Raw genomic sequence first — 25,779 nt, forward strand, 5'->3', positions numbered from 1 at the left:
CCGCGCTCCGGCGCAGGCAGTACCGTGTCCCGGGTTGCCTGGGAGGAATTCGATGCCGGCCCCGGCCGTCTCGTGGGCCCTCCTACTTCCCGGACAACCGGGCGATCACCGCGTCCGCGTCGCGGACCAGGACCGCCCGCACCTCGGCGTTCGGTACGACCTTCGGGTCACCGGCCAGCTCCCGGAACGACCGGAGCTCCCGCACCGCCTGCGCGTTGAGCCCACGGGAGGCGAACCTGTCGGCCTTGGCGAGCGGCTTCTGCAACTCGGTCGCACTCCGCGGAGGCAGCCAGCCGGTGGCCCGGAACCGGTCCACCAGGTTGCCCAGGTCGGTGATCGAGGTGGTCACGGTGAAGGTGATCGACCGGGTCGTCCGGTTGCCCGCCTCGTCGGTCGCCACCACCGCCAGCGTGTGCTCGCCGAGCGACAGCCCGTAGAGCGGCAGCAGGGTGTTGTCGAGGATCGGCTTTCCGTCGAGCGTGCCGACCAGCGACGCCATCCCCGACGTGCCGTCCGTCGCCGAGTAGGTGATCCGCACGTCCTGGCTGTCGCCGTACCTGGCGCCGGCCGCCACCCCGGAGAGGAGGACCGCCGGGGCGGTGCCGTCGATCTTCAGCACAGCCGACTTCACGTCCTCCACGTTGCCCGCCCGGTCCGTCGCGCGGTACCGGAGGGTGTGGTTGCCGTCGCCGCGCACCTCCACCGAGTCGCTGTACGGCGTCCAGGCGCCCCCGTCGAGCGAGTACTCGATCTTCGCCACGCCGGACGTCTGGTCGGCGGCCGTGATGGTGACCGGCACCGCGCCGTTGTGCCACCCCGCGTCGCCGGGCGGGGCGAACGTGGCGGCGGAGACCGGCGCGGTCCCGTCGATCTTGACCACCAGTTGCCGCGCCGCCTCGGCGTTGCCCGCCAGGTCCACCGACCGGTACTCGACGGTGTGCTCGCCGTCGCCGGACACCGGGATGGGCCCGGTGTACGCGGTCCACCCACCGCCGGTCCGGTACTCGGTCCGGGCCACGCCGCTGTCGGCGTCGGTGGCGGTCAGGGTCACCGTGACGTCGGAGCGGAACCAGCCGGCGGCGCCGTCCGGATCCGCCGGGGAGGTCGTCGCCCGGGTCGTGGGCGCGACGGTGTCGGCCGGCAGCTCCTGGATCCGGATGTTGCGGAAGTAGACGTCGTCACCGTCGCCGTGGTTCTGGATGCCGACGTAGCTGGACTGCTGCATCCGGGCCGGATCGGTGTTGACGAACTGGTTGATCTTCACGCCGTTCAGGTAGACCACGATGCTCTGGCCCCGGACGACGATTTCGTACGAGTTCCACTGCCCCGGTGGCTTGAGCGCGGCGTCCCGGGCGGCCAGATCGGCCGACTGGAAGTTGTAGATCGCCCCGGTCGTCTTCTCCGGCACGTCCGTGGCGTCGATCTGGATCTCGTGCCCCTTGTTGACCGCCGACCACGGGTCGTTGCCCGGGTTCGGGAACCCGACGAAGATCCCGGAGTTGTCGTCCCCGGCCAGCTTCCAGTCCAGCTTCAGGCGGTAGTCGCGGAAGCTCTGGTCGTACCAGTGCAGGCCCAGCCCGCCGTACGACAGCAGGGTGCAGTCGGCGGCGTGCAGGAAGCCGCCCGGCCCGGCCTGCTTCCACTTCCCCCGGCTCGCCGCGGTGCCGTCGAAGAGGCTGGTGTAGCCGGCCTCCGGTGCGGTCGGCGTGCAGGCCTGCTGCGGCGCGTCGTCGAGCCGGAAGAAGTCGAACGACGCCGGGCTGCCGGTGCCGTTGAAGGCGGCGAGACCCACCTTCGGGTTCGGCACGGCGGACAGGTCCCGCGGCCGGCCGACGGTCGTCCACTGCTCGCCGTCGGTCGAGTACGCCGCCGTCAGGGTCCGCCCGTCGCTGGTGACCTTCATCCACACCGTGTGCGGGAAGTCCACGGCGAGGTTGGGCGAACGGTCGACGGCACCGCCATCGATCGGCGACCCGCCCTGCTGCTGGATGAACTCGAAGTTGCGGACGCCGCTGTCGGTCCTGATGAACGAAAGCTTGACGAAGTTCGGGTCGTCGCCGTGGACGATGAGGCCCGCCTGCTCCCACGTGTCCGTGTGATCCACGGTCACCTTCGTCACGGCCTGCCACGACCCGCCCGGGGCGTCCTGAAGAAGGATGTTCCTCGCGTCGGTGGCGCCGCCGTACATGTCCCCCGGGAGGGCGTCGACCTGCAGCGACCCGCCGACGAGCCGGTAGTGCGCGGGGTCCTCGCGCAGCACCGTCCACCGGCACCGGTCGATGACCTCGCCGGTGAACTCGTCGTCCGGGTTCACCTGGGCGGACGGGTCTGCGCAGGGCGGTGCCACCCGGTAAGTGTTCACCGTGACGGTGGCCGACGCGGCCAGCCCGGACGGATCCCGCACGGTGACCTTCGCGGCGTGGATGCCGGCCTTCGTGTAGGTGTGCGTCGGGTTCTGCTCGGTCGACGTCGCGCCGTCACCGAACTCCCAGGCGTAGCTGAGCGCGTCCCCGTCCCGGTCCGTGCCGGTGGCGGTGAAGTGGACGGTCGCCGGGACCTCCGCCTGGCTGACGTCGGCCGACGCGGTCACCTCCGGCCGGGTGCTCGTCGCCACGCCCTTGCCGTGGAAGGTGAACTGGTCGACGTCGAACAGCCCGCCGCCGGAGCCCTTGAACACCAGGTAGAGCCGGTGCGTGCCGCCCGGGTCGGTGACCGGGACGACGGGGCTGTCGACGTAGTTGTCCCAGCCGCCGGTGTTCGCCACAGGCAGGCTGGCGACCAGGGGCCCGTCCGGCCGGTCCGTCCGGAACTCGAGCGTGCCGCCTCCGCCGCCGGAGGAGAGCCGGGCCTGGACCCCCGTGATCCCCGTCAGGTTGTACGTGTCGAACGCGATCCAGTCCCCGTTGTCGATGTATCCGACGCGCTTCCCGCCGTGCGCGCCACCGGCGTCGACGACCTGGATCCCGTTGGCCTCGGTGAAATGCTCACTCTGCCGGACCCGCGGCTGGAGGACCAGCCGGGTCTGCCCGGTGAGCGGCGGCACCCCGGCTGCCCCCTGGTCGGTGTAGGTCGCGGCGAGCACGCCGTAGAGGTTGGCGTCGGCACTGTGGCCGTCCTCGGCGACGGTGTCGAGCACCCCCTCGCAGGCGTGCGTCTGGACCAGCCCGTGGCTGTGCGTGTCGTGGCCGAGGGCGTAGTCGATCTGCACGGTCCCGCAGTCGATCTCGCCGTCCTCAGGATCGGTGACCCGCGCGTTGAACGGCACCCGGTCACCGAACTGGAACACGCCACCGGCGGGCGGGGCGGTGAACTCGACGCGGGGCGCCGTGTTGCCGACCGTGATCTGCACGGTCGCCGTCCCGGTCGTACCGGCCTGGTCGGTCAGGGTGAGCCGGGCGGTGAACTGCCCCTTGGTGGGGTAGGTGAAGGTGGGGTCCGGCTCGGTCGAGTCGACCGTGCCGTCGTCGGTGAAGTCCCAGGCGTAGGTGAACGAGTCGCCCGGGTCGGGGTCCCGCGACCCGGCGGAGGAGAAGGCCACGGTGAGCGGGGCCGACCCGGAGGTCGGGTTGGCGCTGACCGCCGGGATCGGGGCGCGCTTGCCCTTGACGTAGTCGATCCGGTAGACGGCCGAGTCCGGCGCGCCGCCGAAGTAGCCGCTGCCGTAGTCGAGGACGTAGAGGGAGCCGTCGGGTCCGAACTCGATGTCCATCGGCCGCACCACCTGCTCGGGGAACGGGTTGATGCTCAGCGGCTGGCCGGCGTCGTCCAGGACGATGTTCTTGATCCAGCCGCGTCCCCAGTCGGCCGCGAAGAACGTGCCGTCGAAGTACGCGGGGAACTTGGTGTCCGACTTCAGGTCCGGGTCGTACCGGTAGACCGGGCCGCCCATCGGCGACTCGCTGCCGTCGCCGAACTCCGGCACCGAGGCGCCGTCGTACGTGATCCACGCCGGTTGCGCGGCGGGCAGGTCCTGCTTGCCGGTGTTCCGCGGCGAGGTGTTCCGCGGGGCGGCGCAGTCGAACTTCGGCCCGGAGGTCCCGGTCGCGAAGTCGTAGTCGTTGTACGCGACGTTCGGGCCAACGCAGTACGGCCAGCCGAAGTTGCCGGGGCCGCGGATCTGGTTGAACTCCACCATCCCGGCCGGGCCCCGGTTCGGGTCGGCGGCGCCGGCGTCCGGGCCGTACTCGCCGAGGTAGAGCCAGCCGGTCTCCGGGTCGACGGTGAACCGGAACGGGTTGCGGAAGCCCATCGCGTAGATCTCGGGCCGGGTGCCGGCGGTGCCGGCCGGGAAGAGGTTGCCCTCCGGCGACTGGTAGCTGCCGTCGGCGGCCACCTTGATGCGTAGCACCTTGCCCCGCAGGTCGTTGGGGTTGGCCGACGAGCGCTGCGCGTCGTACGCCGGGTTGCGGCCGGCCCGCTCGTCGATCGGGGTGTAGCCGTTGGAGGCGAACGGGTTGGAGTCGTCGCCGGTGGAGAGGTAGAGGTTGCCCGCCGCGTCGAAGGCGATGTCGCCGCCGGCGTGGCAGCAGATGCCCCGGTTGGCCGGCACCTCGAGGATTTTCTGCTCACTGGCCAGGTCGAGGGTGCCGCCGGTGAGTTTGAACCGGGACAGCCGGTTCACCCCGTCGAAGCGGGCGAAGTCCGCGCTGGTGCCGTCGTTGGGCGCGTCGCCCTCCGGGGTGTCCAGCGGCGGCGCGTAGTAGAGGTAGATCCAGCCGTTGCCGGCGAATCCGGGGTCGACCCCGATGCCCTGCAACCCGTCCTCGTCGTGGTTGTAGACCGGGAGCCGGCCGGCGAGGCTGGTCACGCCCTGCGGCGTGGTGAGGAAGACGCGGCCGTCGCGGGAGGTGTGCAGCACCCGCCGGTCGGGCAGCACCGCGAGGTTCATCGGTTCGCCGGTGGTGTCCGCGCCCTTGGCGAGGGTCACCTGCGCGAAGTTGTCGTCGACGGTCGCCCCGCAGTCCGCCGGCAGCACGCCGGCGGCCGTCTGGATCCCGCCGAGCAGGTGCTCGAGGAATTCCGGTTCGGCGTACGAGGCGTCGGTGTGGCCGCCGCCGGTGTACCAGGACCGTCCCCCGTCGTACTGCTGGCACCAGGCGATCGGATGGCTGGTGCCCATCGCGCCCGCCCCCGCGCCGTACGTCCGCTCGTCGAGGGCCGCGAGCACGTGCACCTTGCCGCGCGGGTCGGTGCGGTAGTTGTACCACTCGTCGGTGCGGACCCACCGCTCCGGCAGCGACTCGGTGGACGGGTGCACGTGGTCGTCCACCTTGACCGTGGCCTGCTGGATGGCCGGGTGGCTGTTGAAGTACGCACCGACGAGCCTGCCGTACCAGGGCCACTCGTACTCGGTGTCCGAGGCGGCGTGCACGCCGGCGTAGCCGCCGCCGGCGCGGATGTACCGCTCGAAGGCCGCCTGCTGGTCGGCGTTGAGCACGTCGCCGGTGGTCGAGAGCCAGACCACCACGTCGTACCGGGCCAGGTTCGCGTCGGTGAACGCCCCGGCGTCCTCGGTCGCGTCGACCGCGAAGTTGTTGTCCTGGCCGAGCTTCTGGATCGCCGCGATCCCGGCGGGGATCGAACCGTGCCGGAATCCCGCGGTCTTCGAGAAGACCAGGGCCTGGAACTCCGGTTCGGCGGCCGAGGCCGGCGTGGCGAAGCTTCCGGATATCGGCAGGGCCAGCAGCGCACCGAGCGCTGCCGACAGCAGACGGCGTAACGGCTTGCGGGACACGGAGCGCCTCCTCATCCGATCGACCAGCTTCTACGGGACCTTAACGGCCGCGCAACACAAAGGACAGATGCTGGAGACGAAACTTCTGATGGTGAGCGCACTACTTTTTTCATTTACAGGCGAAAGCCCCGGGCGTTTAACCCGTCGCCCGGTTCGGCGGGGCCGGTCTACCGTGGTGCCCGTGCCCGTGATCCGTACCGCCCGCCCCGACGACGCGCCCGGCGTCGTGGCCCTGCGCACGGTGGTCCACCCCTACCTGGTGCGCGGGGTCGAATCGACGCGCCGCATGATCGCCAAGCCGCCACCCGAGGAGGACTGGACGGGCTTCGTGGCCGAGGCGGACGGGCAGGTGGTCGGCTGGGCTTCGGCGTACCGGAACAGCCAGACCTCGGAGCCGGACGTGGGGGAGATCTCCACCTTGCACGTGCACCCCGCGCACCGGGGCAGGGGCGTCGGCACCGCGCTCCTGGAAGCCGCGCTCGGCCACCTGCGCGTGATCGGCACGCGGCGGGTGCGCACCTGGTCCCAGCCTGGATCCCTGCCGTTCGCCCGCCGGCACGGCTTCACGCCCAGTCGGGAGCTGCGCTACTCCGTACTCGACCTACGGCCCGCCCCGCCGATGCCCGAGCCGCCGCCGGGCGTACGGCTGCTGTCGGCTGCCGACGTGGACCCGCGCCGGATCTACCAGGTGGACGCCGAGTCGTCGCTGGACGAACCGGGCGACGTCCCGACGGACGCCATGGGCTACGACATCTGGCACAACGAGGTCTGGGACAACCCGGGGCTGGACCTGGACGCCAGCACGCTGGCGGAGGTGGACGGCACGCTGACCGCGGTCAGCCTGGTCAAGCGGGACGGCGACCGGATGTGGTCGGCCTTCACCGGCACGGTGCCCGGCTACCGGGGGCGGGGCCTGGCCCTCCTGGTGAAGCGGGCCGCCCTGCACCGCGCCGCCACCTCCGGGGTACGAACCGCGTACACCTCGAACGACGAGGCGAACGCGCCGATGCTGGCGGTCAACGCCCGGCTCGGCTACCGGCCGGTGGCCACCCAGTGGTCCTGCCTGCGCGAACTCAGCTGAGCTCGGCGGCGACCCGCTCGGCCACCGCGTACGTGTCGGCGCCGAAGAGGACCAGCCGGGCTTCGGTGACGTGCGCCGGCTCGACCGCGTTCAGCGCGGCGAGGGCCTGGCGTACGGCGTCCTCGACCGGCCAGCCGTAGACGCCGGCGGAGATGAGCGGGAAGGCGACGCTCGCCGCAGCCAGCACGTCGGCGACCTGGAGGCTGTTGGCGTAGCAGTCGCGCAGCAGCACCGACCGGTCCTCGGCGGCGGAGAAGATCGGCCCGACGGTGTGGACCACCCAGCGGGCCGGCAGGTTGCCGCCGGTGGTGGCGACCGCCTGGCCGGTCGGCAGGCCGTCCGGGTAGCGGGAGGCGCGCAGCGTCCGGCACTCCTCGAGGATGGCCGGACCGCCCCTGCGGTGGATCGCCCCGTCCACTCCCCCGCCGCCGAGCAGTGAGGAGTTGGCGGCGTTGACGATCACGTCGACGCGCTGGGCCGTGATGTCCCCCTCGACCAGGGTGATCTCCATGTCAGACCTCCTCGACGGACTGGCCGAGCGACCGACGGGCCAGCAGGGTGGCCCCGGCGACGGCGGCCGGCATGATCAGCACCGCGCCGAGCGGGATCAGGAAGCAGACGAAGACCGCCACGCCGAACCCGAGGGCGGTCGGCCGGTCGGCCCGCAGCAGCGCGCGGCGCTCGGGCAGCCCCATCCCCCGGCGGTAGAAGGCCGCGCCGACCAGCTCCAGGGCGAGGAACCAGCCACCCACCGCCGCGCCGAGCACGGGGACGACCGTCTGCCCGACCACCGGGATGAAGCCGGCCGCGAAGAGGGGTACGCCGACCAGCGCGGAGACGGCGACCAGCCGCAGCGAGTCGCGGATGCTCTGCCGCAGCGAGGCCCAGAAGGGCACCTCCACGGCACCCGGGGTGCCGCCGAGCCGGTCCTCGACCCGCTCGGAGATCTTCTCGTAGAACGGGTCGCCGATGATCAGGGTGACCGCGGTGAAGGTGAGCACTCCGAGCAGCCCGGCGAGCCCGACGATCGCCAGCCCGGCGACGACCCGGGCCAGGCTCCGCCAGGCCGCGGACCAGTCGTCCGCGAACGGGGTGACCAGCGCGGCGAGGTCGTCCACGAAGTAGAACAGGGTGACGAACGCGACGGCGAAGAGCACGCCGGAGATCAGCGCCGGCACGACGCCGAGCAGCATCAGGCCGGGGCTGCGGACGTAGAGGCCGATGCCGCGCAGCAGCAGCCCCACCCCGGAGAAGAAGCGGCTGGCAGGGCCGGTCACCGGGCGCGCGATGCTGGTCACGTCCACGACCGAACAGCGTAGCCGCCCCGGGCACATCAACCGGTTGGTGGATCGCCGGGTAAGTCCACACCGGTCCCGATCGTCTCCGGCCGGTCGATGTCCCGCCGGTCCGTCCCGGCGAGCCTGGACGGGTACGAACGCGACGGTGAAGGGCGGCGCGATGCCGGTCATCGAGGGTGACCGCGATCCGCCGGCTGGCCCACTCCGGCAGCACCTCCCGGGTGCTGGTGCTGACCACGTACGACACGGACGCGGACGTGCTGCCGGCGATCGAAGCCGGCGCCACCGGCTACCTGCTCAAGGACGCGCCCCGGGAGGAGCTGGTCCGTGCGGTGCGGGCCGCCGCTCGTGGCGAGGCGGTCCTCTCGCCCAGCGTGGCCGGCCGGCTGATGGGGCGGCTCCGCGCCCCCGCCGAGGAGCCGCTGAGCCAGCGGGAGCTGGAGGTGCTGACCCTGGTGGCGCGGGGGGCGTCCAACCGGGAGGCGGCCGCCCTGCTGTTCATCAGCGAGGCCACGGTCAAGACCCATCTGCTGCACGTCTACGCCAAGCTCGGTGTGAACGACCGGGCGGCCGCCGTCGCCACCGCGTACGACCGGGGCCTGCTCACCCCCGGCGGGCGGTGACCGGGCCCGGGGCAGGATGGACGGGTGCGGGCGTCCCGGTTGATCTCGGTGGTGTTGCTGCTCCAGTCGCGGGGCACGATGACGGCGGCCGAGCTGGCCCGCGAGCTGGAGGTCTCGGAGCGGACCGTCTACCGGGACGTGCTGGCGCTCTCCGCCGCCGGCGTGCCGGTGTACGCCGACCGGGGCCGCGCCGGCGGCTACCGCCTGCTCGGCGGCTACCGGACCCGGCTGACCGGGCTGACCCGGGACGAGGCGGAGGCGCTGTTCCTGGCCGGGCTGCCCGGTCCGGCCGGCGACATGGGGCTCGCCGACGCGGTGGCCGCCGCCGAGCTGAAGGTGCTCGCCGCGCTTCCGCCGAGCCTGCGGGACGCGCCGGCCCGGACCGGGCAGCGGTTCCACCTCGACGTGCCGGGCTGGTTCCGCGAGTCCGCCCCGCCCCCGCGGCTGGCCGAGCTGGCCGGCGCGGTCTGGCGGGACCGGGTGGTGGAACTACGCTACCGGCGGGGCGAGCGGGAGGTGACCCGCACGGTTCAGCCCTACGGGCTGGTGCTGAAAAGCGGCGTCTGGTATCTGGTCGGCCGGGTCGGCGACGGGTACCGGACGTACCGGGTGGACCGGGTGGTCGGCGTCGCGGTGGCCGAGGAGGTCTTCGACCGGGACGCGGGCTTCGACCTGGGGGCGTACTGGCGGGCACAGGCCGAGGCGTTTCTGCGGGAGCTGCTGCGGGCCGAGGTCACCGTCCGGCTCAGCCCCGCCGGCCTGCGCGCGCTCCGGCACCTGGTCGACGCCCCGTTCGTGTACGACGAGGCGGTCGCCGCCGCCGACGCCCCCGACGGGCAGGGCCGGAAGGTGCTCCGGCTGCCCGTCGAGTCCGTCGCGGTGGCGTACACCCAACTGCTCGCGCTCGGTCCCGAGGTGGAGGTGCTCGACCCGCCGGAGCTGCGCGCCCGCTTCGCCGAGGCGACCCGCCGCGCCGCCGCGCTCTACGCCGAGGCGGCGACAGCAGCGGGCGGGCCGGCGGAGGCCAATGGTCTCCGGCCGGTTCATCTCGGACCGGCGCCCGCGGGTGCTGCGGCCGGTGGCGCAGGCGGATCGCTCAGTCCGCCAGCCGCACCCTGACCCGTCGGTTGGCCCGGCCCTTGCTCTCCACCTTGACGACCTGGATCTTGCCGACCTGCGCGGTGGAGGCGACGTGGGTGCCGCCGTCGGCCTGCACGTCCAGGCCGACGATGTCGACGATCCGGACCTCCTGCTCGTCGGGCGGGATCAGGTTGGACTGGGTACGGATGATGTCCGGCAGGGCCAACGCCTCCGCCCGGGGCAGCACCCGTACGGCGACTGCCCGGTCGGCGGCCACCTCGGCGTTGACCAGCTCCTCGATCCGGGTCCTGAAGTCCGGTGGCACCTCCGGGAGGTTGAAGTCCATCCTGGCCTCGCCGGGTTCCATGTTGCCGCCGGTGACCAGCGCGCCGAAGTCGCGGAAGACCACCCCGCAGAGCACGTGCAGCCCGGAGTGGGTCCGCATCAGCATGGTCCGGCGAGCGTCCTCGACCGCACCGGTGACGGCGGTGCCGACCGGCGGCAGCGGGTCACCCTCGGCCGGGATGAGCCAGAGGTCGTCGCCCTTGCGGGTGCCCACGATCCGGGTCTGCACCCCCTGCCAGAGCAGCACCCCGTAGTCCGGCGGCTGCCCACCGCCGCCCGGGTAGAAGGCCGACCGGTCCAGCACGATGCCCTGCTCGGGATCGGCCGCCAGCACCGTGCACGCCCACTCCCGCAGGGTGGGGTCGGCGAGGTCGAGGCGGTGCGTACGGCCGTGGTGTGTGACGCCCATGGCAGGGGACGTTACCCGTTCAGGAACGTCGAGATCCGCTCCCGCAGGTCGGCGCGTTCGGTCCAGAGCACGCCCGGCCGGTCGTACACGTGCAGGGTGGCGTGCGGGAGCGCGGCGGCCAGCTGCTCGGCGACCGCAACCGGGTGCAGGTCGTCACCGGCGCAGCCGATCACCAGCGCGGGAGCGATGACCGTGGCCAGCGCCCCCGCGTCCCGCAGCGGAGCCTGCTCCGGCAGGCTGGCCAGCCCCGGCGCGAGCCCGTCCCGCAGCAGCTGGTCCAGCCGCTGCCGCAGGTACGCCCACCCGGCCGGGGTGTTGCGGACGGCCGGCGGCAGCTCCACCGACACCACGTCGGCCAACGCCGAGGCGTCCCCGTCCGCCACCGCGTCGAGCAGGCCGGACAGCCGGGCCCGGGCGACCTCGCCACGCGGCGTGTCCAGCACGGCGGGGAGGAAGAAGACGAGCCGCTCGAAGCGTTCCGGGCTCTCGGCGAGCAGCCGGCACAGCGCGCCCGCGCCGAGACTCGCCCCGAAGGCCCGGGTGGCGCCGCCCAGATCGGCGATCGCCCGCAGGTCGCGAGCCAGGTCCAGGTAGCTCCACGGCCCGGGCGGCGAGTCGGATCGGCCGTGCCCGCGGAACTGGAAGAAGATCTTGCGGCCGGTGACCGCGCTGCCGAACGGCCGGGTGGTGGCGATGCCGTTGCCGAGCCCGTGCGCGAACACCGTGACCGGGTCACCGGTGCCGGTGACCAGCCGCTCCAGCCGTACCCCGTGCGGGGTGGTGACCAGCTCGGTCTCCGGCTCGGGCAGCGCCGGCCGGCCGGTGCGGGGCGCGCCGGGGCCGGGGCCCCAGGTGCGGGGGCCGCCGTCCGGCGGCGGCGGCCAGCGGAAGCTTCTCACCAGGAGCCTCGGCCGTCCTGAAGGTCGCGCAGCCCGACCCGGACGTCCAGCAGATAGACCAGTGCGGCCGCGATGCCGATCAGGCCGAAGATGCTCAGCGGGCCGAAGCCGAACGCCGGCAGCGTCAGGATCAGGCAGACCGCCAGGATCGCGATCCAGCCGCCCTTGGGCAGGGTGCCGATCGCGGCGAACGCGTCGGAGCGCTGGGTGATCGCGTGCACCAGCGCCACTCCCTCGATCACCAGGGCGAAGACGAGCAGGACCAGCTCGATCACGTAGCGGACATCGAACGCGAAGATCGGCGCGGCGTAGGCCATGTCGGCAAGCTTATGCCGATACCCCGGAAACGTCCGAGAGGACGCTGTCCGGGGCCTCGGTCCAGGATCGACTACTCGGCGGCCGGGCGGGTCCGCCTGGTGGTCTTCGGCAGCTTCGCGGACGGGGTGCCCGCCTCGGTCGCGGTGGCCTTGGTGGCGCTCGCCCTGGTCGCGGTGGCCTTGGTGGCGGTCGCCTTGGTGGCCCGGGTCCGCTTCGCCGCGGCCGGCTTGGCCCCGACCGCCTCGGCCACCTCAATCGGGCTCGGCGCCTCGGCCGGGGTGGGCACCTCGGCCGGCTGCGCGGTCGCCGCGGCCGGAGCCCGCTCGGCCTCGGTGGCCTCGATGTCGGCGTTCACCGTGTCGGCGGCCTCCAGCACCCCGGCGCCGACGACCCGCTCGCCCCGGGCGACCAGCTCGGCGTACGCGGCCAGGGCGCGCTCCTGGGCGTCGGCCACCGCGCGCTCGGCCCGGGCCTGCGCGGCCTGGGCCCCCGCCAGGGCCCGCTCCTGTGCGGACTGCGCCCCGGCCAGCACGGCGGCGGCGTTACGGCCGGCGGCCTCGCGGAGCTTGTCCAGGGTGGCCGCCTCGCGGAGCTTGTCCAGGGTGGCCGCCTCGCGGAGCTTGTCCAGGTCGAGGTCGGCGGCGGCCCGCTCCCGCAGGCCGGTCGCGGTCACGTTGGCGGTCTTCAGCGTCTCGGTGGCCTTCTGGCGCAGCTCGACGCCGGTGACCACGGCCTTGCCGCCGAGTTCGGCGACGACCCGGGTGCCCAGTTCACCGACCACGGCGGGCAGCTTGCGCAGCTGTTGGAGGGCCAGGTCGCCGGCGCCGGCGGCGGCGTAGAGCGGAGCTGGGATGTTGGTCTTCGGCTGGGTCATGACTATTCCTCCTCGGCCGCACCAGCGGCCTTCCGGGCCGCCCCGCGGGCGGTCTCCTCGTCGAGGGCGGCGGTGGTCGGTGCGGGGGTGCGCCCCGCCTCGGTGACGGCGACCGACTCGAGGACCGCCTCGGTCGGGCTGCCGCCCGGTGTCGTCGGGCCGGTCGCGGCCGGCGTGACGGTGGCCGGGGCCTGCGGCGCCTCCCCCGGCCCGGTGGCCGTCGGGGTCGGCTCGGTGACCGGGGCATCGCCCGGGGCCGCGCCCGGCTCGGTGGCCGCCTGCGCGGCGGCGGTCGCCTCGGCCAGCCGGGCGTTCTCCCGGCGGAACGTCTCGTAGATCTGGGTGAGCGACTGCTTCTGGGCCATGGTCAGCTCGGGGTCGACGGCGATGGCCGCGAGCACCCCCTGCCCCTCCTTCGCGTCCAGCAGCCCGGCCCGCAGGTACATCGCCGGGGTGGAGACGCGCAGGGCGCTGGCCAACTGCTGGAGCACCTCGGCGCTCGGCTTGCGCAGGCCGCGTTCGATCTGACTCAGGTACGGGTTGCTGACGCCGGCCTGCTCGGCGAGCTGCCGCAGTGAGATCTTCGCATTGCGGCGCAGGTCGCGAATGAACCCGCCGACGTCGGGAAGGTCCTTGCTGGTGGCCATGACTCCACGCTAACGCCCCCCGCTAGCTCCTGCAAGCAAAATGCTTGCCAAAGTTAGCAGCGTCTCAACTGGCCGCTTGCGCACTCGTTGTCCGGTCCGTACCGTTCCCCCGGTGACCAAGATCGAAGTCAACGGCGCCACCCTCGCGTACGACGAGGCCGGAACCGGCAGCCCGGTGGTGCTGGTGCACGCCGGGATCGCCGACCGGCGGATGTGGCGGGCCCAGCTGCCCGCGCTCGCCGCCCGGCATCGGGTGATCGCCGTCGACCTGCGCGGTTACGGCGACTCCGAACTGCCGCCCGCGCCGTTCGCGCACCATGACGACCTGGTCGGGCTACTGGACGCCCTCGGCGTCGCACAGGCCGCCCTGGTGGGCTGCTCGTTCGGCGGCAAGGTCGCGGTGGACACCGCGCTGGCGTACCCGGAGCGGGTCTCCGCGCTGGCCCTGTTCGGCGCCCCGGTCTCCGGCACCGAGTGGTCCGAGGAGACCGAGCAGCTCTGGGACGAGCTGGTCGGTGAGGCCGACCCGGAGGACTTCGCCGCGACCGCGGCCGGGGAGGTGCGCTTCTGGGTGGTCGGCCCGACCCGCCGCCCCGAGGACGTCGACCCCGGGCTGATCCGGTTCGCCGAGGAGATGGACCGGCGGGCGCTCGCCGCCGAGCTGGAGCTGAGCGCCATCGAGGTGAGCGAACTCGACCCGCCGGCGATCGACCGGCTGGCCGAGCTGCGGGTGCCGGTGCTGGTCGGGACCGGCGCGGACGACGTCGCGGATCTCCGCCGCCTCGCCGACCGGATCGCCGCCGAGGCTCCGCGGGGCGTACGGCTGCCGGACATTCCGGACGCCGCTCACCTGCTGCCACTGGAGCGCCCGGAACCGGTCAACGCCGCCCTGCTCGACTTCCTACCGTGAGCGGATCCGGCGGACTTGCCGGCCGGAGCAGCGCACGCGGAGGCGGCACCCGGCCGGCGAATCGTCCGCTCTGACGGGCGCGGGCCGAGACACAGCCAAAGAGCGATATGCCGGTGAGGCATATTTATGCCCCACAGGCATATCGCTCACCACTCATGTGCCGCCTTCCGGCGCGGCGGGACCACGAGCACGGCAGACAGGTACGGGCGGAACCCGCCCCCGGGTCACCAGAGGGCGCGGACCGCACCGACCGGCAGGCCGCCGCCGAGCAGCGGCAGCTCGGCGTACTCGGTCAGCACCGGGGCCTCGACCCCGAGCCGGCGCAACGCCGACACCAGCACCGGCATGCGGGCCCGCCCGGCGCCGTCGTCGATCTTGAGGGCGACCGCGCCGACCTCCGGGACCGCCGCCGCGATCACACCCTCCGCGCCGACCTTGGCCAGCAGTCCGGGTACGCCCCGCATCAGCCGGGTGTCGTCCGCCTGGGTGCCGCCCACCAACTCCGGGTACGCCCGCATCGCGTCGGCCACCGTCCGCTCGACGGTGCCCGGCTCGGCGGAGACCAGCCGCAGGTACGCCCGGGCGAGCCCGGTCAGCGAGACGGCGAGCACCGGGGCACCGCAGCCGTCCACCCCGACGGCCGCCGCCGACTCCCCGGTGAGCTCCTCGATCGCGGCGGTCAGCCGCTGCTGGAGCGGGTGCTCGGGCCGCCAGTAGCCGTTCACCGGCCAGCCCGCGGCGAGGCAGGTCAGCAGCATCCCGGTGTGCTTGCCGGAGCAGTTCATCTGGATCCGCCGCGGGCCGCCGCCGGCCCGCAGCACCGCTTCCCGGGCCGCCTCGCCGACCGGCAGGTCCGGCGGGCAGTGCAACGCCTCCTCGGTCAGGCCGGCGCTCCGCAGCAGGGCGGTGACCCGCTCCACGTGGAACTCCTCGCCGGCGTGGCTGGCCGAGACCAGCGCCACGTCGGCCCGGTCGGTCAGCGGCAACCCGGCCCGGAGCATGCCGATCGCCTGCATCGGCTTGTTGGACGACCGGGGGAAGATCGGCGCGGCGGGATCCCCCGCCCCGGCCACCGGCGCGCCGGCGGCGTCGAGCACCACCACCGAGCCGCGGTGCACACCCTCCACGAACCCGGACCGGACCACCTCGGCGAGCGGCACGCCGCCCTCGTACGTCTTTCCCACGAAGTGGACGGTACCGACGGGCCGCGCGGGCTCGACACCGGGGTGACCAGCGGCGACGGGCCACGGCGTACAGGAGTGCCGGGCGTGCCGCGGCTTACATGCCGAGCAGCTGCCGGGCCTCGGTGGTGGTCAGCGGCGGACGCTGCGCGAGCTGGGCGAAGCCGACCGCGCGGGCGACCAGCTGCATGTTGGACTCGACCGGCTGCCCCTTGGCGTACGTGATGGTGTCCTCCATGCCGACCCGGAGGTGCCCACCGGCCGAGAGCGACGCCAGCATCACCGGAATGGTGCTGCGGCCGATCCCGGTGGCCGAGAAGGTGGTGCCCTCCGGCAGGTCGCGCAGCATCTGCTCGGCGGCGACCAGGGTCGCGGTCGTGCCCGGCATGCCGCCCGGCACGCCCATCACGAAGTCGACGTGCACGTGCCCGCCGTGCGGCAGGCCGTACTTGCCGAGCAGGCGCTGCAGGGCGGTGAGGTGGCCGAGGTCGAAGATCTCGTACTCGGGGACGACACCCTTCTCCTGCATCCGGGTGTGCAGGTCGATGATGAACTCCCACCGGTTCATGAAGACGTCGTCGCCGAAGTTGACCGTGCCCATGGTGCAGGAGGCCATGTCCGGCCCGGCGTCCAGCACCGCCAGCCGGTCGGCCTCCGGGTCGGTCACGGCGCCGCCGGAGGAGAGCTGCACGATCAGGTCGGTGCTCTCCCGCAGCGCCACCACGGTCTCCCGCAGCCGGCCCTGGTCGAGGGTGGGCTTCGCCTCGTCGTCCCGGATGTGGACATGGATCACCGCGGCGCCGAGCGCCTCGCACTCCTTGGCGGTCAGCAGCAGCTCGTCGAGGGTCACCGGCAGCGCCGGCACCTCCGCCTTCGTCGACTCCGCGCCGGTCGGGGCAACCGTGATCAACGTCCCTGTCGTCATGCCGGGGATCCTAGACCGCCGGCCCGCCCCCGGTCGATGGCCAGCGGGGTGTCGCGACGGAAGAATCATGGGGACGGGCAGGGGAAAACGGAAAACTTCCCGCGTTGGCCGCCTCAGGCCGGATCGATGGCGGCAGCAATCTCGCCCACCAGCAGGCGGGCGTCGTCCGGGACGTTCCGCTTCACCACCGCGAGAGCGACCTGCCCCAGCTCGTAATGCCGCACCGCGGTGCCGACGAACCCGACCGTCCGGCCGTCGAGGGTCACCGGCGTGCCGGCGGCCGGCGGCTGGTCGGTGGTCACTCCGTCCAGGTGCAGCAGGACGAGGCGGCGCGGCGGCTTCCCGAGGTTGTGCACCCGGGCCACCGTCTCCTGGCCGCGGTAGCAGCCCTTTTCCAGGTGCACCGCCGGCGCGATCAGGTCCACCTCGGCGGGGATCGTGCGGTGGTCGGTGTCCACCCCGACCCGGGCCCGCCGGGCGGCCACCCGGACCGCCTCGTACGCCCACAGTCCGGCCACCGGCACGCCGGCCCCCCGCAGCTCGGCCACCACCCCAGCCATGGCCGGGCGAGGCACCAGCAGGTCCACGCCGAGCGCCACCCGCCGGGCCCACCCGCCGACCGGCAGCGGCTTCACGTCGTACCGCACGGTGGGCCGGGACGGGAGCTCCCCGGACCGGAACTTCGGACCGGGCACCGCGAGCTGGTCCGGCGCGGCCAGCCCGGTGACCCCGAGGGTGTCGAGCGCCCCGGTGGCCTCGGGCCCGACCAGCGACAGCAGGGCGTGGTCGGCGGTGGCGTCGCGCGGCTCGACCTTGCTGAAGAACCGCATCTTCTCCAGGTACGACAGCAACCCGTCGGTCATCCCCGGTTCGGTGTCCAGCCAGGTGGTCTCGCCGTCCTCGGCGACCATGGCGTGCTGCTCGACATGCCCGTGCGGGGAGAGCACGAGCAGCTCGGTGCCCTGCCACGCGCCCAGCCCGGCGAGGTGCTGGCTGGTCAGCGTGTGCAGCCAGCCCATCCGCTCCTCGCCGGGCACCGCCACGATGCCCCGGTGCGACCGGTCGACCAGACCGACGCCGGTGGCGAGGCTGCGCTGCTCGCGCATCGGGTCGCCGTAGTGGGCGGCCACCGGGCCGACCCCGGCCGCCCGGTGGGCCGGACCGGGCTGGTCCCGGGTCTCCTCGTCGATGGCCTCGACGGCCACCGCCCCCGCGATGTCGATCATTTGGCTTCCCCGTCCTCGCACTGGCCGCAGACGCCGAAGAGCGCCACGTGCCCGATGTCAACCTGGAATCCGCGCTGTGCGGCCAACTGGTCGGCGAGCGGGCGGAGCAGCTCGGGCTCGATCTCGTCGATCGCGCCGCACTCCCGGCAGACCAGATGGACGTGCTGGTGCTCGCCTGCCGCGTGATAGGTCGGCGAGCCGTGCGACAGATGGGTGTGTGTCACCAGGCCGAGCCGTTCCAGCAGCTCCAACGTGCGGTAGATGGTGGTGATGTTGACCCCGGCGGCGACCTCCCGGACCGCCGTGTGCACCTGCTCCGGCGTCGCGTGCCCCAGCTCCATGACCGCCCGCAGGATCAGCTGCCGCTGCGCCGTCAGCCGCAGCCCACGGGAGCGGAGCAGTTCCGCGAGGGAGGATTCGGACACCGTTCGATCATAGTTCGGCCCCCGCGGCGACCCGGCCACCGGCGGCCGACAGGGGGTGGGATCAGCCGCCGACCCGGACGAGGCGGGCGGAGAGGTGCGGGCTCAGCGGGTGGCCCATGGCGGCCATCTCCTGGGCGTAGAGCAGGGCGCCCTCGACGATGCCGAAGAGGCGGGCACCGGCCGTGACCTCCTTGGCGGTGGCCGTCCGGAGCACCGCGTCGGTGGCGAACTCGATCTGGGTGCCCCTGCGCTTGCCGATGTGCAGCTCCATCACGCCGGTCGGGGTGCTCATCAGCGCTTCCAGCTCGTCGGTGACCCGGTCGCCGTCCATCACCGGGCGCCACCAGCCGACCTCACGACCGGCCGGGCGGACCGGGCGGCTCTGCTCGTCGAGGATCCAGGCGCGGGACTCGTAGAGCAGGAAGGGCCGGCCGTCGTGGCTGATCCGGATCTCCTGCGCGTAGTCGAAGTCCTCGATGGTCGGGAACCCGCCCCGGCCGCGCCCGCGCCACACCCCGATGTACGGCAGCAGGCCGTCCAGGCTCGGGTGCAGCTTCGGGCCGACGCGCAGGTCGTGGCTCTCCTCGTACGGGTACGGGTCGACCGGCGGCGCGTTCAGCCACGGCGGCTGCAGCGGGTTCTCGCTCACCATTTACCTCTCGAAATCCTCACGGCCAGATAGACCAGGCCACCGGCGAGCGCGCCCAGGCCGGCGACCAGCAGGCTGACGAACCCGATCTCGGTAACCATCGCGGCCATCCTATGCTGGCCCCATGGCCCGCTCTCTCGTCGTCAAGGCCACCGCCGGCGCGGACGCCCCCGAGCGCTGCGCACAGGCCTTCACCGTCGCCGCCGCCGCGGCGGCCGCCGGGGTCGACGTGTCGCTCTGGCTGACCGGGGAGTCGACCTGGTTCGCGCTCCCCGGGCGCGCACAGGAGTTCGAGCTGCCGCACTCGGCCCCGCTGGGTGAGCTGCTGCACGTGATCCTGGCCACTGGCAAGGTCACGGCCTGCACCCAGTGCGTGGCCCGCCGGGACATCGGCCAGGACGACGTCATCCCCGGCGTACGCATCGCCGGCGCGGCGGTCTTCGTCGAGGAGGCGATGGCGGAGGGCGCCCAGGCCCTGGTCTACTGACGCCGCCCCCGGCTGCGCGTGCCCGCGGTGGGCGTCAACCGGCGCAGCCGGTCGAGGCGGCCAGCCGTAGCTGGTCACCACTGCTGTCGGCCAGCACGACGACCGGCCCGCTCCGGTAGGCGTACACGTCGGGACGGTCGACCAGGGCGGCGCCGAGCGGGCGCAGCGGCGCCAGCGACGCCGCCGCGGCGCCGGCCACCAGGCTGACCGTCTGGGCGCTCCCGCCCGCCGGGCAGGGCACCGTGACCGCCTCGGGCGCCGGCGGCGCGGACCGGCCCAGCACCCGCAGCGCCGCCGCCAACTCGGGTCCGACGTCCTGCCCCGGCAACAGCTCGGCGTACTCGACATCGGCGGGACGGCAGCCGGTCGCGGCGGAGAGCCGCACCCGCCCGTCGGCCACCACCCGCCCGTCGACCGCGACGAACTCTCCCGCGTCGGCGCGCAGCCGTGGGCCTTCCGAACCGGTGTGGACCCCGGCCCGCCAGTCGGGCGGCAGCCGCTGCGCCACCCGCTCCAGCAGGGTCCGCTCGCTGCCCGCGGTGACCAGCACGTCCAGGCCCCGGGTCAGGGTCGCCCCGTCGGCCAGCGGGGTGACCCGGCAACCCAGCTGCACCCGGGCCGGGGTCAGCTCCCAGGCCGCGCCGTCCACGGCAGCCACCAGACGCCCCACCGCGCCGCCCACCACCGGAATCGCCTGGCTCAGGCTGCGCTGCTCCTTCACGGTCGGCGGATCGTGCCGCACGGACCACCAGGTCAGCCCGGCGAGCAGCACGCCCCACGCCACCGTCGCGGCCACCAGCCAACGCAGCCCGCGCCGCCCCCGCGGGGACGGATCGGGACGGACCGGCGAGGCGTACCCCACCTGAACACCACCACTCACCCGCCCATCCTGCCACCCACCCCCGACCCGCCCCCCTCACCCACCGCGCTCGCCCCGGCGGGAACAGGGCGGCCCGCCGTCCGGGGAGGGGCGGCGGGCCACGGGGGGTGGGAGGGATTAGGGGGCGAGTTGGAGGGTCACCTCGTTGATGCCGCGGGCGGCGGTTACCGGGGTGTCGCCGTTGCCGTGGCGGGAGAGCGCCCGCAGGGTCCAGGTGCCCGGCGCGGCGAAGAACCGGAACTGGCCGGCCGGGGAGGTCACCACCTCGGCGGTGAACTCGCCGGTCGAGTCGAGCAGCCGGACGTAGGCGCCCGGCACGACCTCGCCGGACTCGGCCCTGACCAGGCCGGTGATGACGGTCTCCTTCTCCAGGTCCAGGCTGGCCGGCAGCGGCGCAGCCTGGTCCGGGGCGGCGCAACCGGCGGCGGTGGGAGCAGTCATGTCACGCCTCCCCGGGCTCGTCACCGAGCGCGACCGGCACGCCGACCAGCGAGCCGTACTCGGTCCAGGAGCCGTCGTAGTTCTTCACGTTCCGGTGGCCGAGCAGCTCCTGGAGCACGAACCAGGTGTGCGAGGAGCGCTCGCCGATCCGGCAGTACGCGATGGTCTCCTTGCTGTCGTCCAGCCCAGCGTCGGCGTAGATCCTGCGCAGCTCGTCGTCGGACTTGAACGTGCCGTCCTCGTTGGCCGCCTTGGACCACGGGACGCTGATCGCGGTCGGCACGTGGCCGGCCCGCTGGGCCTGCTCCTGCGGCAGGTGGGCGGGGGCGAGGAGCCGGCCGGCGTACTCGTCGGGGCTGCGCACGTCGACCAGGTTCTTGACGCCGATCGCGGGGACGATCTCGTCGCGGAAGGCGCGGATCGAGGTGTCGGGCTCCTGCGCGACGTACCGGGTCGCCGGGCGGGTCACCGCGTCGGTGACCAGCGGGCGGGCGTCCAGTTCCCACTTCTTGCGTCCGCCGTCGAGCAGCTTGACGTCGCGGTGACCGTAGAGCTTGAAGTACCAGTACGCGTACGCGGCGAACCAGTTGTTGTTGCCGCCGTAGAGGATCACCGTGTCGTCGTTGGCGATGCCCCGCTCGGAGAGCAGCGCCTCGAACTGCGCCTTGTTGACGAAGTCCCGGCGGACCGGGTCCTGCAGGTCGGTCCGCCAGTCCAGCTTGATCGCACCGGCGATGTGGCCGGTGTCGTAGGCCGAGGTGTCCTCGTCGACCTCGACGAAGACGACGCCCGGGGCGTCGATGTTCTTCTCGGCCCACTCGGCCGAGACGAGTGCGGTGTCGCGACTCATCAGATCACTCCCTGGTGAGGATGGATGGTGAGCCAGCGCGTGGAGATCGAAGTCGGTAGTTGTCGCACCACGCGCGGGACCCAGAGCTAGGAACGGATCACGGGTACGTGCGACGGCGCCGCTGCCGGGCGATCAGGGGGAAAACCGGAGGGTACGCGGACCCTGCGTGCCGGTGGCCGCTAGGCGGCCGGAGACAGCCCCGCCGTCAGATGACGGGGCGACACAGACAGGTGGCCACGCGGCACAGGTCGACCGCGCGCCGTTTGGTGAGGAGCGTCCCCATGGAGAGGGAGACTACCAGCCGCTCCGGGCACCGCCACCGGTCCGACCAGCATCCGGGACACGGCACAGGCGGCGGACCACGCCGGCGGTCACCCGGCGGCGTTGATCGGCACGTCCCTCGCGTCGGCGGTGACCACCAGGCCTTCCGGCTTCGGTTCCACCTTGCGGACGTCGAGGTGGAACGGCAGCTCCGGCAGGGGCACGTTGATCGAGATGCTCTTGGCGTAGTTGGCCAGCGCCGTCCTCGCCAGCGGCAGGTTCGGCAGGCCCTCGGCGGTCAGCTCGTGGAATCGCAGCCCCACCTTGCCGTCGGCCACCGTCAGGTCGGCGGTGCCGTCGACGGTGAGTTTGACGCCGAGGATGTCGACCGGCGCGGTGACCGCGAGCTTGCCGTTTCGCTCGCCCAGGGTCAGCCCCGGCCGGTCGAGCATCTTGGCCAGGCTCTCGTACGTGATGGTGGCGCGGCCGTCGATGCTCTCGGCGACCACGTCGCCCCGGCCGGTGCGGAGGGTGTCCAGGGGCGCCCGCACGTTGCGGGCGTCCACGTCGAGCCGCGGCACGCTGACCGCCTCGCCCTGGACGGAGCCCTGCACGTCGGTCAGCACGATCGAGATGTGCTGGTACCGTCCGGCGGCCACCTGGGTGAGGAACGGGAAGCCCCCCACCTCGACCCTGGGCGGCGCGGACCGCACGTCCTGCTGGGCGACCTGCTGCTTCACCTGGTCGGCGATGGCGCGTTCAGCCACCCCGGCCGCCACCCGGTCCGCGACCACCAGGAGACCACCCAGCACCAGCAGCAGAACCACGAAACCGATCAGGACCTTCCGGCCGCGTCGCCGGGGCCGTTCCTCGTACGCCTGGGCCGCTGCCACGCCGCCTCCTCCTCGCCGTCCGTTGCCGTCTCGCGGCGCAACGGTACTTACCCGGGGCGGGGATCCCCCAACCGCGCGCTCAGAGGAAGAGCACGCACATGGCGTACGCGGCCGGCGCGGCGAGCGCGAAGCCACCCAGCGGCCCCTGCATGTGCCGGGCGATCCACAGCGTCGGCGGCTCGCCAGCCATCAGCCGGCCCGCCTCGGCGTACCCGACGGCGAGGTCGGCCAGCACGGCGGTGGCCGCGGTGACCAGCCCGACCAGGGCGGCGCTGGTCGGGGTGAAGCCGACCAGGTAACTGCCGAGCACCGCGCTGGTCAGGGTGCCGAGCATGGCGCCCAGGACCACGCCGGCGGCGCCCCGGGGCACCTGCGGGGCGAGCCGGGGCAGGGGGGCCACCGCGTCGGTGAGCCGGGCCACCAGCAGCGCGACGCCGGTGGCGGTGAGGCAGACGGTGATCGCCTGGGTGCCCTTCGGGATCCGGCTGAGCACGATCAGGCTGGCGAACGAGACCACGCCCACGACGATCAACAGGGTGCTGCCGAGCGAGTCCGTCACCCGGACCCGGTCCACCCGGCGGACGAGCTGGCCGAGCACGCCGAGCACGAAGCCGGCGGCCGCGGCGTACCCGAGCGGGGCCAGGCCGGCGATCTCGGACTGCACCGCCGCGGCGTCGGCGATGCCGGCCGCCCCGGCGCTGATCAGCGCTACCACCAGCAGCGCCGGCGGCCGCATGGCCATCGTCCAGGCGAGCACGAAGAGCAGCTGTACGCCGAAGACGATGAACGCGAAGGGCAGCCGGTGCCCCGGGCCGGCGGTCTGCGCACCGAGCACCAGGCCGGTGCCGAGCAGCGCGGCGAAGCCCGCGACGGTCAGCGCGAGCGGCCGGCGTACCGGGACGGGCGGCACCTCCTCCTCGGGCGCGTCGGCGGGCTCGTCGTCCGGGCGGCGCCCGGGGCCGCCCTTGCGGAGCCGGCGCGGCCCCTTCCGCTCCGCACTGCCGTCGTCCGGCCCGGTACGCGGGCCGGGCGGGTAGCCACGGGAGGGGCCGGCCGGCCCCGGACGCGCGTCGTCGGCCCACGGGTCGCGGCCGGTCTCGGGCGAGGTGGAGGGAAACACGCCCCGATCGTGCCAGACCGGGCCGCGCTGACGGAGGTCACGGTTTCGGCAACGTAAAAACCTGAGGGGCGATTGTGGGCAGAACGGGCAAACAGGAAAGGACGCCGAGGGGCGGGCCGGGCGATCCGTTACGCTCAAGCCGTTACCCGCCCCCGCCAGCGACGCCGGGACCACGCAAGTTCGCAGCGCCACCCCACAGCAGGAGTGCCGCTGGTCACGCGCGGCCGGAGGGCCGCCGGGACGGAGGTGATCGGGTGGAGATCCTGCTGCTGGTGACGGCACGCGCAGGCGAACCATCGGCCGTGCTGCCGGCGCTCGACCTGCTGCCGCACTCCGTCCGCACCGCGCCTCGCGACGTCCGCACGCTGGTTTCCGGCCCGACCCCGGACGCCGTCCTGGTGGACGCCCGCGCCGAACTGAGCGAGGCCCGCGCGACCTGCCGGATGCTGCACGCCACCGGGCTCGGCGTGCCGCTGCTCGCGGTCGTCACCGAGGCCGGCCTGATCGCGCTGAACGCCGACTGGGGGGTGGACGACGTCATCCTGGCCTCGGCCGGGCCGGCCGAGGTGGAGGCCCGGCTGCGGCTCGCGGTCGGCCGGCTCAGCAGCGCGACAGCCGGGGCCGGCGGTTCGATCCGCGCCGGCGAGCTGACCATCGACCCGGACACCTACGCGGCCAAGGTCAAGGGTCGCCCGCTCGATCTCACGTACAAGGAGTTCGAGCTGCTGAAGTTCCTGGCCCAGCACCCGGGCCGGGTGTTCACCCGGGACCAGCTGCTCCGCGAGGTCTGGGGGTACGACTACTTCGGCGGCACCCGCACGGTCGACGTGCACGTCCGACGGCTGCGCGCCAAGCTCGGCTCCGAGTACGAGTCGATGATCGGCACGGTGCGCCAGGTCGGCTACAAGTTCGTCGTGCCGCCGTCGCGTTCGCTGCCGGAGTCGGAGCCCGCTTCTCTGCCCGTCTGACCGGCAGCCGCCCTTCCCTCCCCCTTTCGCGAGGCCTTCTTCCGTTTACGCCTTATGCCCCCTTTGCTCGGCCTATTCTGGGCGAAATCCGGGCAAAAGGGGGAAGCAGTGGGGACCACGGGGAAGACAACCGGTCGGCACCGGGATCCGAACGGGCGGTGCCGCTGATGTCGAGCAGGACGATGCGCGCGGTCGGGATCGTGACCCTGGTGCTGGCCGCACTCCTCGGCACGGCGTACGCACTCGGTCGCGGCCTGGTGGCCGAAATGGAGACCCAGACCACCGGTTCGGCCGCCGACATCAACAGCACGCACTACGCCGACCAACCACCCGTCACCGACCTCTCCCCCACGCCGTCCGCCAGCCCGAGCCCGAGCCTGAGCCCGAGCCCGAGCCCGAGCCCGAGCCTGAGCCCGTCTCTGCGGGGCCGCGGGTCCACCGTCGAGGGCGACGGGCCGTACGGCTCGGTGTCCAGCACCGGGTCGTCGCGGGTCGCGCTGACCTTCGACGACGGACCCGACCCGCAGTACACCCAGCAGGTGCTCGCCCTGCTCCGGCAGTACCGGGTGAAGGCGACCTTCTGCGTGGTGGGAGAGAACGCGGAGAGCCGCCCGGACCTGGTCCAGGCGATCGTGTCCGAGGGGCACACCCTCTGTAACCACTCGTGGCAGCACGACGTGGCCCTGGGCAGCAGGTCGCCGGACACGATCCGGAACGACCTGCTCCGCACCAACGAGGCGATCCGGGCGGCGGTGCCGAACGCGCGGATCGCGTACTACCGGCAGCCCGGCGGGGAATGGACGCGCCCGGTCGTGTCCGTCGCCGAGGATCTCGGCATGACCCCGCTGCACTGGGCGGTGGACCCGGTCGACTGGCAGATGCCCGGGGCCGCGCAGATCGCCAAGACGGTGCTGACCGAGACCACGCCGGGCGCGATCGTGCTGATGCACGACGCGGGCGGCGATCGATCGGGCACGGTCGAGGCGTTGCAGTACCTGCTGCCCGAACTGCTGAGCCGGTTCCAGCTGGAGGCCCTGCCCACCGGCACCACGTGACGACCGCCACCGGTCGCTGCCCGCGTCCGGCATGATCGCCGGCCCGGCGCCCGCTACCGTGGCGGCATGAGCGAGCGTCAGCGAGCGAATGGTCAGCTCAGTGCGAAGGTGCCTCATGCCGGCGTCGAGCGCAGCGAGGCGCTGGCATGAGCGAGCGTCAGCGAGCGAATGGTCAGCTCAGTGCGAAGGTGCCTCATGCC

Annotated in this window: 26 protein-coding genes and 1 pseudogene; 7 read left to right on the forward strand and 20 right to left on the reverse strand. The window is 73.3% G+C overall.

From position 1 onward, the window contains the following. Positions 1 to 82 precede the first annotated feature (82 nt). The gene (locus ABZ570_RS22845; RefSeq protein WP_358067029.1) at positions 83 to 5,734 is read right to left on the reverse strand and encodes a ThuA domain-containing protein; all 5,652 of its coding nucleotides are present in this window, start codon (positions 5,732 to 5,734) and stop codon (positions 83 to 85) included. Positions 5,735 to 5,909: 175 nt separating this feature from the next. Here ABZ570_RS22845 and ABZ570_RS22850 point away from each other — a divergent pair, with 175 nt between their 5' ends. Continuing rightward, positions 5,910 to 6,815, forward strand: coding sequence for a GNAT family N-acetyltransferase (locus ABZ570_RS22850; RefSeq protein WP_358067032.1), 906 nt, complete (start codon positions 5,910 to 5,912; stop codon positions 6,813 to 6,815). On the opposite strand, the gene ABZ570_RS22855 is transcribed toward ABZ570_RS22850, so the two are convergent. Further along, positions 6,808 to 7,326: an O-acetyl-ADP-ribose deacetylase gene (locus tag ABZ570_RS22855; RefSeq protein ID WP_358067035.1), complete on the reverse strand. Its 519-nt coding sequence runs from the start codon at positions 7,324 to 7,326 to the stop codon at positions 6,808 to 6,810. The two genes, ABZ570_RS22850 and ABZ570_RS22855, sit on opposite strands and share 8 nt — an antisense overlap. Position 7,327: 1 nt before the next feature. After that, positions 7,328 to 8,119, reverse strand: coding sequence for an EI24 domain-containing protein (locus ABZ570_RS22860; RefSeq protein WP_358067038.1), 792 nt, complete (start codon positions 8,117 to 8,119; stop codon positions 7,328 to 7,330). Between the two features lie 206 nt (positions 8,120 to 8,325). On the opposite strand from ABZ570_RS22860, the pseudogene ABZ570_RS22865 reads away from it, so the two are divergent. After that, positions 8,326 to 8,736 (forward strand): annotated as a pseudogene (locus tag ABZ570_RS22865) (response regulator transcription factor); the annotation flags it as partial. 24 nt (positions 8,737 to 8,760) lie between these two features. Then, entirely contained in the window at positions 8,761 to 9,855 is a 1,095-nt protein-coding gene (locus ABZ570_RS22870) for a YafY family protein (RefSeq protein ID WP_358067041.1), read from the forward strand. Here the strand turns inward: ABZ570_RS22870 and ABZ570_RS22875 are convergent. From ABZ570_RS22875 to ABZ570_RS22895, 5 genes are all read right to left on the reverse strand, one after another. Next, positions 9,833 to 10,570, reverse strand: a complete 738-nt coding sequence (locus tag ABZ570_RS22875) for an alanyl-tRNA editing protein (RefSeq protein ID WP_358067044.1) — start codon at positions 10,568 to 10,570, stop codon at positions 9,833 to 9,835. The genes ABZ570_RS22870 and ABZ570_RS22875 overlap by 23 nt on opposite strands. 11 nt (positions 10,571 to 10,581) lie before the next feature. Then, entirely contained in the window at positions 10,582 to 11,469 is an 888-nt protein-coding gene (locus ABZ570_RS22880) for an alpha/beta hydrolase (protein ID WP_358067047.1), read from the reverse strand. Next, positions 11,466 to 11,786, reverse strand: a complete 321-nt coding sequence (locus tag ABZ570_RS22885; protein WP_358067050.1) for a DUF2516 family protein — start codon at positions 11,784 to 11,786, stop codon at positions 11,466 to 11,468. Before ABZ570_RS22885 ends, ABZ570_RS22880 begins: the two co-directional genes overlap by 4 nt. Positions 11,787 to 11,857: 71 nt before the next feature. Further along, a complete protein-coding gene (locus tag ABZ570_RS22890) occupies positions 11,858 to 12,661 on the reverse strand; it encodes a hypothetical protein (protein ID WP_358067054.1) in 804 nt (267 codons plus the stop codon). 2 nt (positions 12,662 to 12,663) lie between these two features. Continuing rightward, positions 12,664 to 13,308, reverse strand: a complete 645-nt coding sequence (locus ABZ570_RS22895) for a helix-turn-helix domain-containing protein (protein ID WP_358067057.1) — start codon at positions 13,306 to 13,308, stop codon at positions 12,664 to 12,666. Positions 13,309 to 13,420: 112 nt separating this feature from the next. Between ABZ570_RS22895 and ABZ570_RS22900 the strand changes: the two genes are divergently transcribed. Further along, on the forward strand, positions 13,421 to 14,218 hold the full coding sequence (locus ABZ570_RS22900) for an alpha/beta hydrolase (RefSeq protein WP_358067060.1): 798 nt from the start codon (positions 13,421 to 13,423) through the stop codon (positions 14,216 to 14,218). A gap of 224 nt (positions 14,219 to 14,442) precedes the next feature. Here ABZ570_RS22900 and ABZ570_RS22905 read toward each other — a convergent pair whose 3' ends face one another. The 6 genes from ABZ570_RS22905 to mtfM all read right to left on the reverse strand — a co-directional run bounded on the left by ABZ570_RS22905 (position 14,443) and on the right by mtfM (position 18,725). Next, positions 14,443 to 15,402 (reverse strand): asparaginase, encoded by a 960-nt coding sequence (locus tag ABZ570_RS22905; RefSeq protein WP_358067063.1) that lies wholly within the window; start codon positions 15,400 to 15,402, stop codon positions 14,443 to 14,445. A gap of 94 nt (positions 15,403 to 15,496) precedes the next feature. Further along, positions 15,497 to 16,324: a 3-keto-5-aminohexanoate cleavage protein gene (locus ABZ570_RS22910; protein ID WP_358067066.1), complete on the reverse strand. Its 828-nt coding sequence runs from the start codon at positions 16,322 to 16,324 to the stop codon at positions 15,497 to 15,499. A 113-nt stretch (positions 16,325 to 16,437) separates the two neighbouring features. Further along, positions 16,438 to 17,550: a folate-binding protein gene (locus ABZ570_RS22915; RefSeq protein ID WP_358067069.1), complete on the reverse strand. Its 1,113-nt coding sequence runs from the start codon at positions 17,548 to 17,550 to the stop codon at positions 16,438 to 16,440. Continuing rightward, positions 17,547 to 17,975 (reverse strand): Fur family transcriptional regulator, encoded by a 429-nt coding sequence (locus ABZ570_RS22920; RefSeq protein ID WP_358067072.1) that lies wholly within the window; start codon positions 17,973 to 17,975, stop codon positions 17,547 to 17,549. The genes ABZ570_RS22915 and ABZ570_RS22920 overlap by 4 nt, the downstream gene beginning before the upstream one ends. A gap of 61 nt (positions 17,976 to 18,036) precedes the next feature. Continuing rightward, positions 18,037 to 18,627, reverse strand: a complete 591-nt coding sequence (locus ABZ570_RS22925) for an FABP family protein (RefSeq protein WP_358067074.1) — start codon at positions 18,625 to 18,627, stop codon at positions 18,037 to 18,039. Next, entirely contained in the window at positions 18,621 to 18,725 is a 105-nt protein-coding gene (gene mtfM / locus ABZ570_RS22930) for a small membrane protein MtfM (RefSeq protein ID WP_046570768.1), read from the reverse strand. Before mtfM ends, ABZ570_RS22925 begins: the two co-directional genes overlap by 7 nt. 23 nt (positions 18,726 to 18,748) lie before the next feature. Between mtfM and ABZ570_RS22935 the strand changes: the two genes are divergently transcribed. Beyond that, entirely contained in the window at positions 18,749 to 19,111 is a 363-nt protein-coding gene (locus ABZ570_RS22935; RefSeq protein WP_358067077.1) for a DsrE family protein, read from the forward strand. Between the two features lie 34 nt (positions 19,112 to 19,145). Here ABZ570_RS22935 and ABZ570_RS22940 read toward each other — a convergent pair whose 3' ends face one another. From ABZ570_RS22940 to ABZ570_RS22965, 6 genes are all read right to left on the reverse strand, one after another. Next, on the reverse strand, positions 19,146 to 19,895 hold the full coding sequence (locus ABZ570_RS22940) for a hypothetical protein (protein WP_358067139.1): 750 nt from the start codon (positions 19,893 to 19,895) through the stop codon (positions 19,146 to 19,148). Between the two features lie 213 nt (positions 19,896 to 20,108). Further along, a complete protein-coding gene (locus ABZ570_RS22945) occupies positions 20,109 to 20,432 on the reverse strand; it encodes a DUF1416 domain-containing protein (RefSeq protein ID WP_358067080.1) in 324 nt (107 codons plus the stop codon). Between the two features lies 1 nt (position 20,433). Further along, the gene (locus tag ABZ570_RS22950; RefSeq protein ID WP_358067083.1) at positions 20,434 to 21,282 is read right to left on the reverse strand and encodes a sulfurtransferase; all 849 of its coding nucleotides are present in this window, start codon (positions 21,280 to 21,282) and stop codon (positions 20,434 to 20,436) included. 205 nt (positions 21,283 to 21,487) lie between these two features. After that, on the reverse strand, positions 21,488 to 21,565 hold the full coding sequence (locus ABZ570_RS22955) for an Ms5788A family Cys-rich leader peptide (RefSeq protein ID WP_311202345.1): 78 nt from the start codon (positions 21,563 to 21,565) through the stop codon (positions 21,488 to 21,490). 88 nt (positions 21,566 to 21,653) lie between these two features. Then, positions 21,654 to 22,436, reverse strand: coding sequence for a DUF2993 domain-containing protein (locus ABZ570_RS22960; protein WP_358067086.1), 783 nt, complete (start codon positions 22,434 to 22,436; stop codon positions 21,654 to 21,656). Between the two features lie 79 nt (positions 22,437 to 22,515). After that, on the reverse strand, positions 22,516 to 23,556 hold the full coding sequence (locus tag ABZ570_RS22965) for a hypothetical protein (protein ID WP_358067089.1): 1,041 nt from the start codon (positions 23,554 to 23,556) through the stop codon (positions 22,516 to 22,518). Between the two features lie 254 nt (positions 23,557 to 23,810). Here ABZ570_RS22965 and ABZ570_RS22970 point away from each other — a divergent pair, with 254 nt between their 5' ends. Next, positions 23,811 to 24,524 carry a response regulator transcription factor gene (locus ABZ570_RS22970; RefSeq protein ID WP_358067092.1) on the forward strand — a complete coding sequence of 238 codons (714 nt, stop codon included), beginning with the start codon at positions 23,811 to 23,813 and terminating at the stop codon, positions 24,522 to 24,524. A 167-nt stretch (positions 24,525 to 24,691) separates the two neighbouring features. After that, positions 24,692 to 25,579 (forward strand): polysaccharide deacetylase family protein, encoded by an 888-nt coding sequence (locus ABZ570_RS22975; protein WP_358067095.1) that lies wholly within the window; start codon positions 24,692 to 24,694, stop codon positions 25,577 to 25,579. The last annotated feature ends 200 nt before the right edge of the window (positions 25,580 to 25,779 follow it).

The sequence above is a fragment of the Micromonospora sp. NPDC007271 genome, from assembly GCF_040634005.1.
Taxonomy (GTDB): domain Bacteria; phylum Actinomycetota; class Actinomycetes; order Mycobacteriales; family Micromonosporaceae; genus Micromonospora.

Coding starts and splice junctions, on each gene's coding strand:
- ABZ570_RS22895 (WP_358067057.1), bottom strand. CDS start 13,308: ATGGCCACCAGCAAGGACCTTCCCGACGTCGGCGGGTTCATTCGCGAC.
- ABZ570_RS22950 (WP_358067083.1), bottom strand. CDS start 21,282: ATGAGTCGCGACACCGCACTCGTCTCGGCCGAGTGGGCCGAGAAGAAC.
- ABZ570_RS22975 (WP_358067095.1), top strand. CDS start 24,692: ATGTCGAGCAGGACGATGCGCGCGGTCGGGATCGTGACCCTGGTGCTG.
- ABZ570_RS22910 (WP_358067066.1), bottom strand. CDS start 16,324: ATGACGACAGGGACGTTGATCACGGTTGCCCCGACCGGCGCGGAGTCG.
- ABZ570_RS22875 (WP_358067044.1), bottom strand. CDS start 10,570: ATGGGCGTCACACACCACGGCCGTACGCACCGCCTCGACCTCGCCGAC.
- ABZ570_RS22885 (WP_358067050.1), bottom strand. CDS start 11,786: ATGGCCTACGCCGCGCCGATCTTCGCGTTCGATGTCCGCTACGTGATC.
- ABZ570_RS22855 (WP_358067035.1), bottom strand. CDS start 7,326: ATGGAGATCACCCTGGTCGAGGGGGACATCACGGCCCAGCGCGTCGAC.
- ABZ570_RS22915 (WP_358067069.1), bottom strand. CDS start 17,550: ATGATCGACATCGCGGGGGCGGTGGCCGTCGAGGCCATCGACGAGGAG.
- ABZ570_RS22945 (WP_358067080.1), bottom strand. CDS start 20,432: ATGACTGCTCCCACCGCCGCCGGTTGCGCCGCCCCGGACCAGGCTGCG.
- mtfM (WP_046570768.1), bottom strand. CDS start 18,725: ATGGTTACCGAGATCGGGTTCGTCAGCCTGCTGGTCGCCGGCCTGGGC.
- ABZ570_RS22935 (WP_358067077.1), top strand. CDS start 18,749: ATGGCCCGCTCTCTCGTCGTCAAGGCCACCGCCGGCGCGGACGCCCCC.
- ABZ570_RS22925 (WP_358067074.1), bottom strand. CDS start 18,627: ATGGTGAGCGAGAACCCGCTGCAGCCGCCGTGGCTGAACGCGCCGCCG.
- ABZ570_RS22955 (WP_311202345.1), bottom strand. CDS start 21,565: ATGGGGACGCTCCTCACCAAACGGCGCGCGGTCGACCTGTGCCGCGTG.
- ABZ570_RS22890 (WP_358067054.1), bottom strand. CDS start 12,661: ATGACCCAGCCGAAGACCAACATCCCAGCTCCGCTCTACGCCGCCGCC.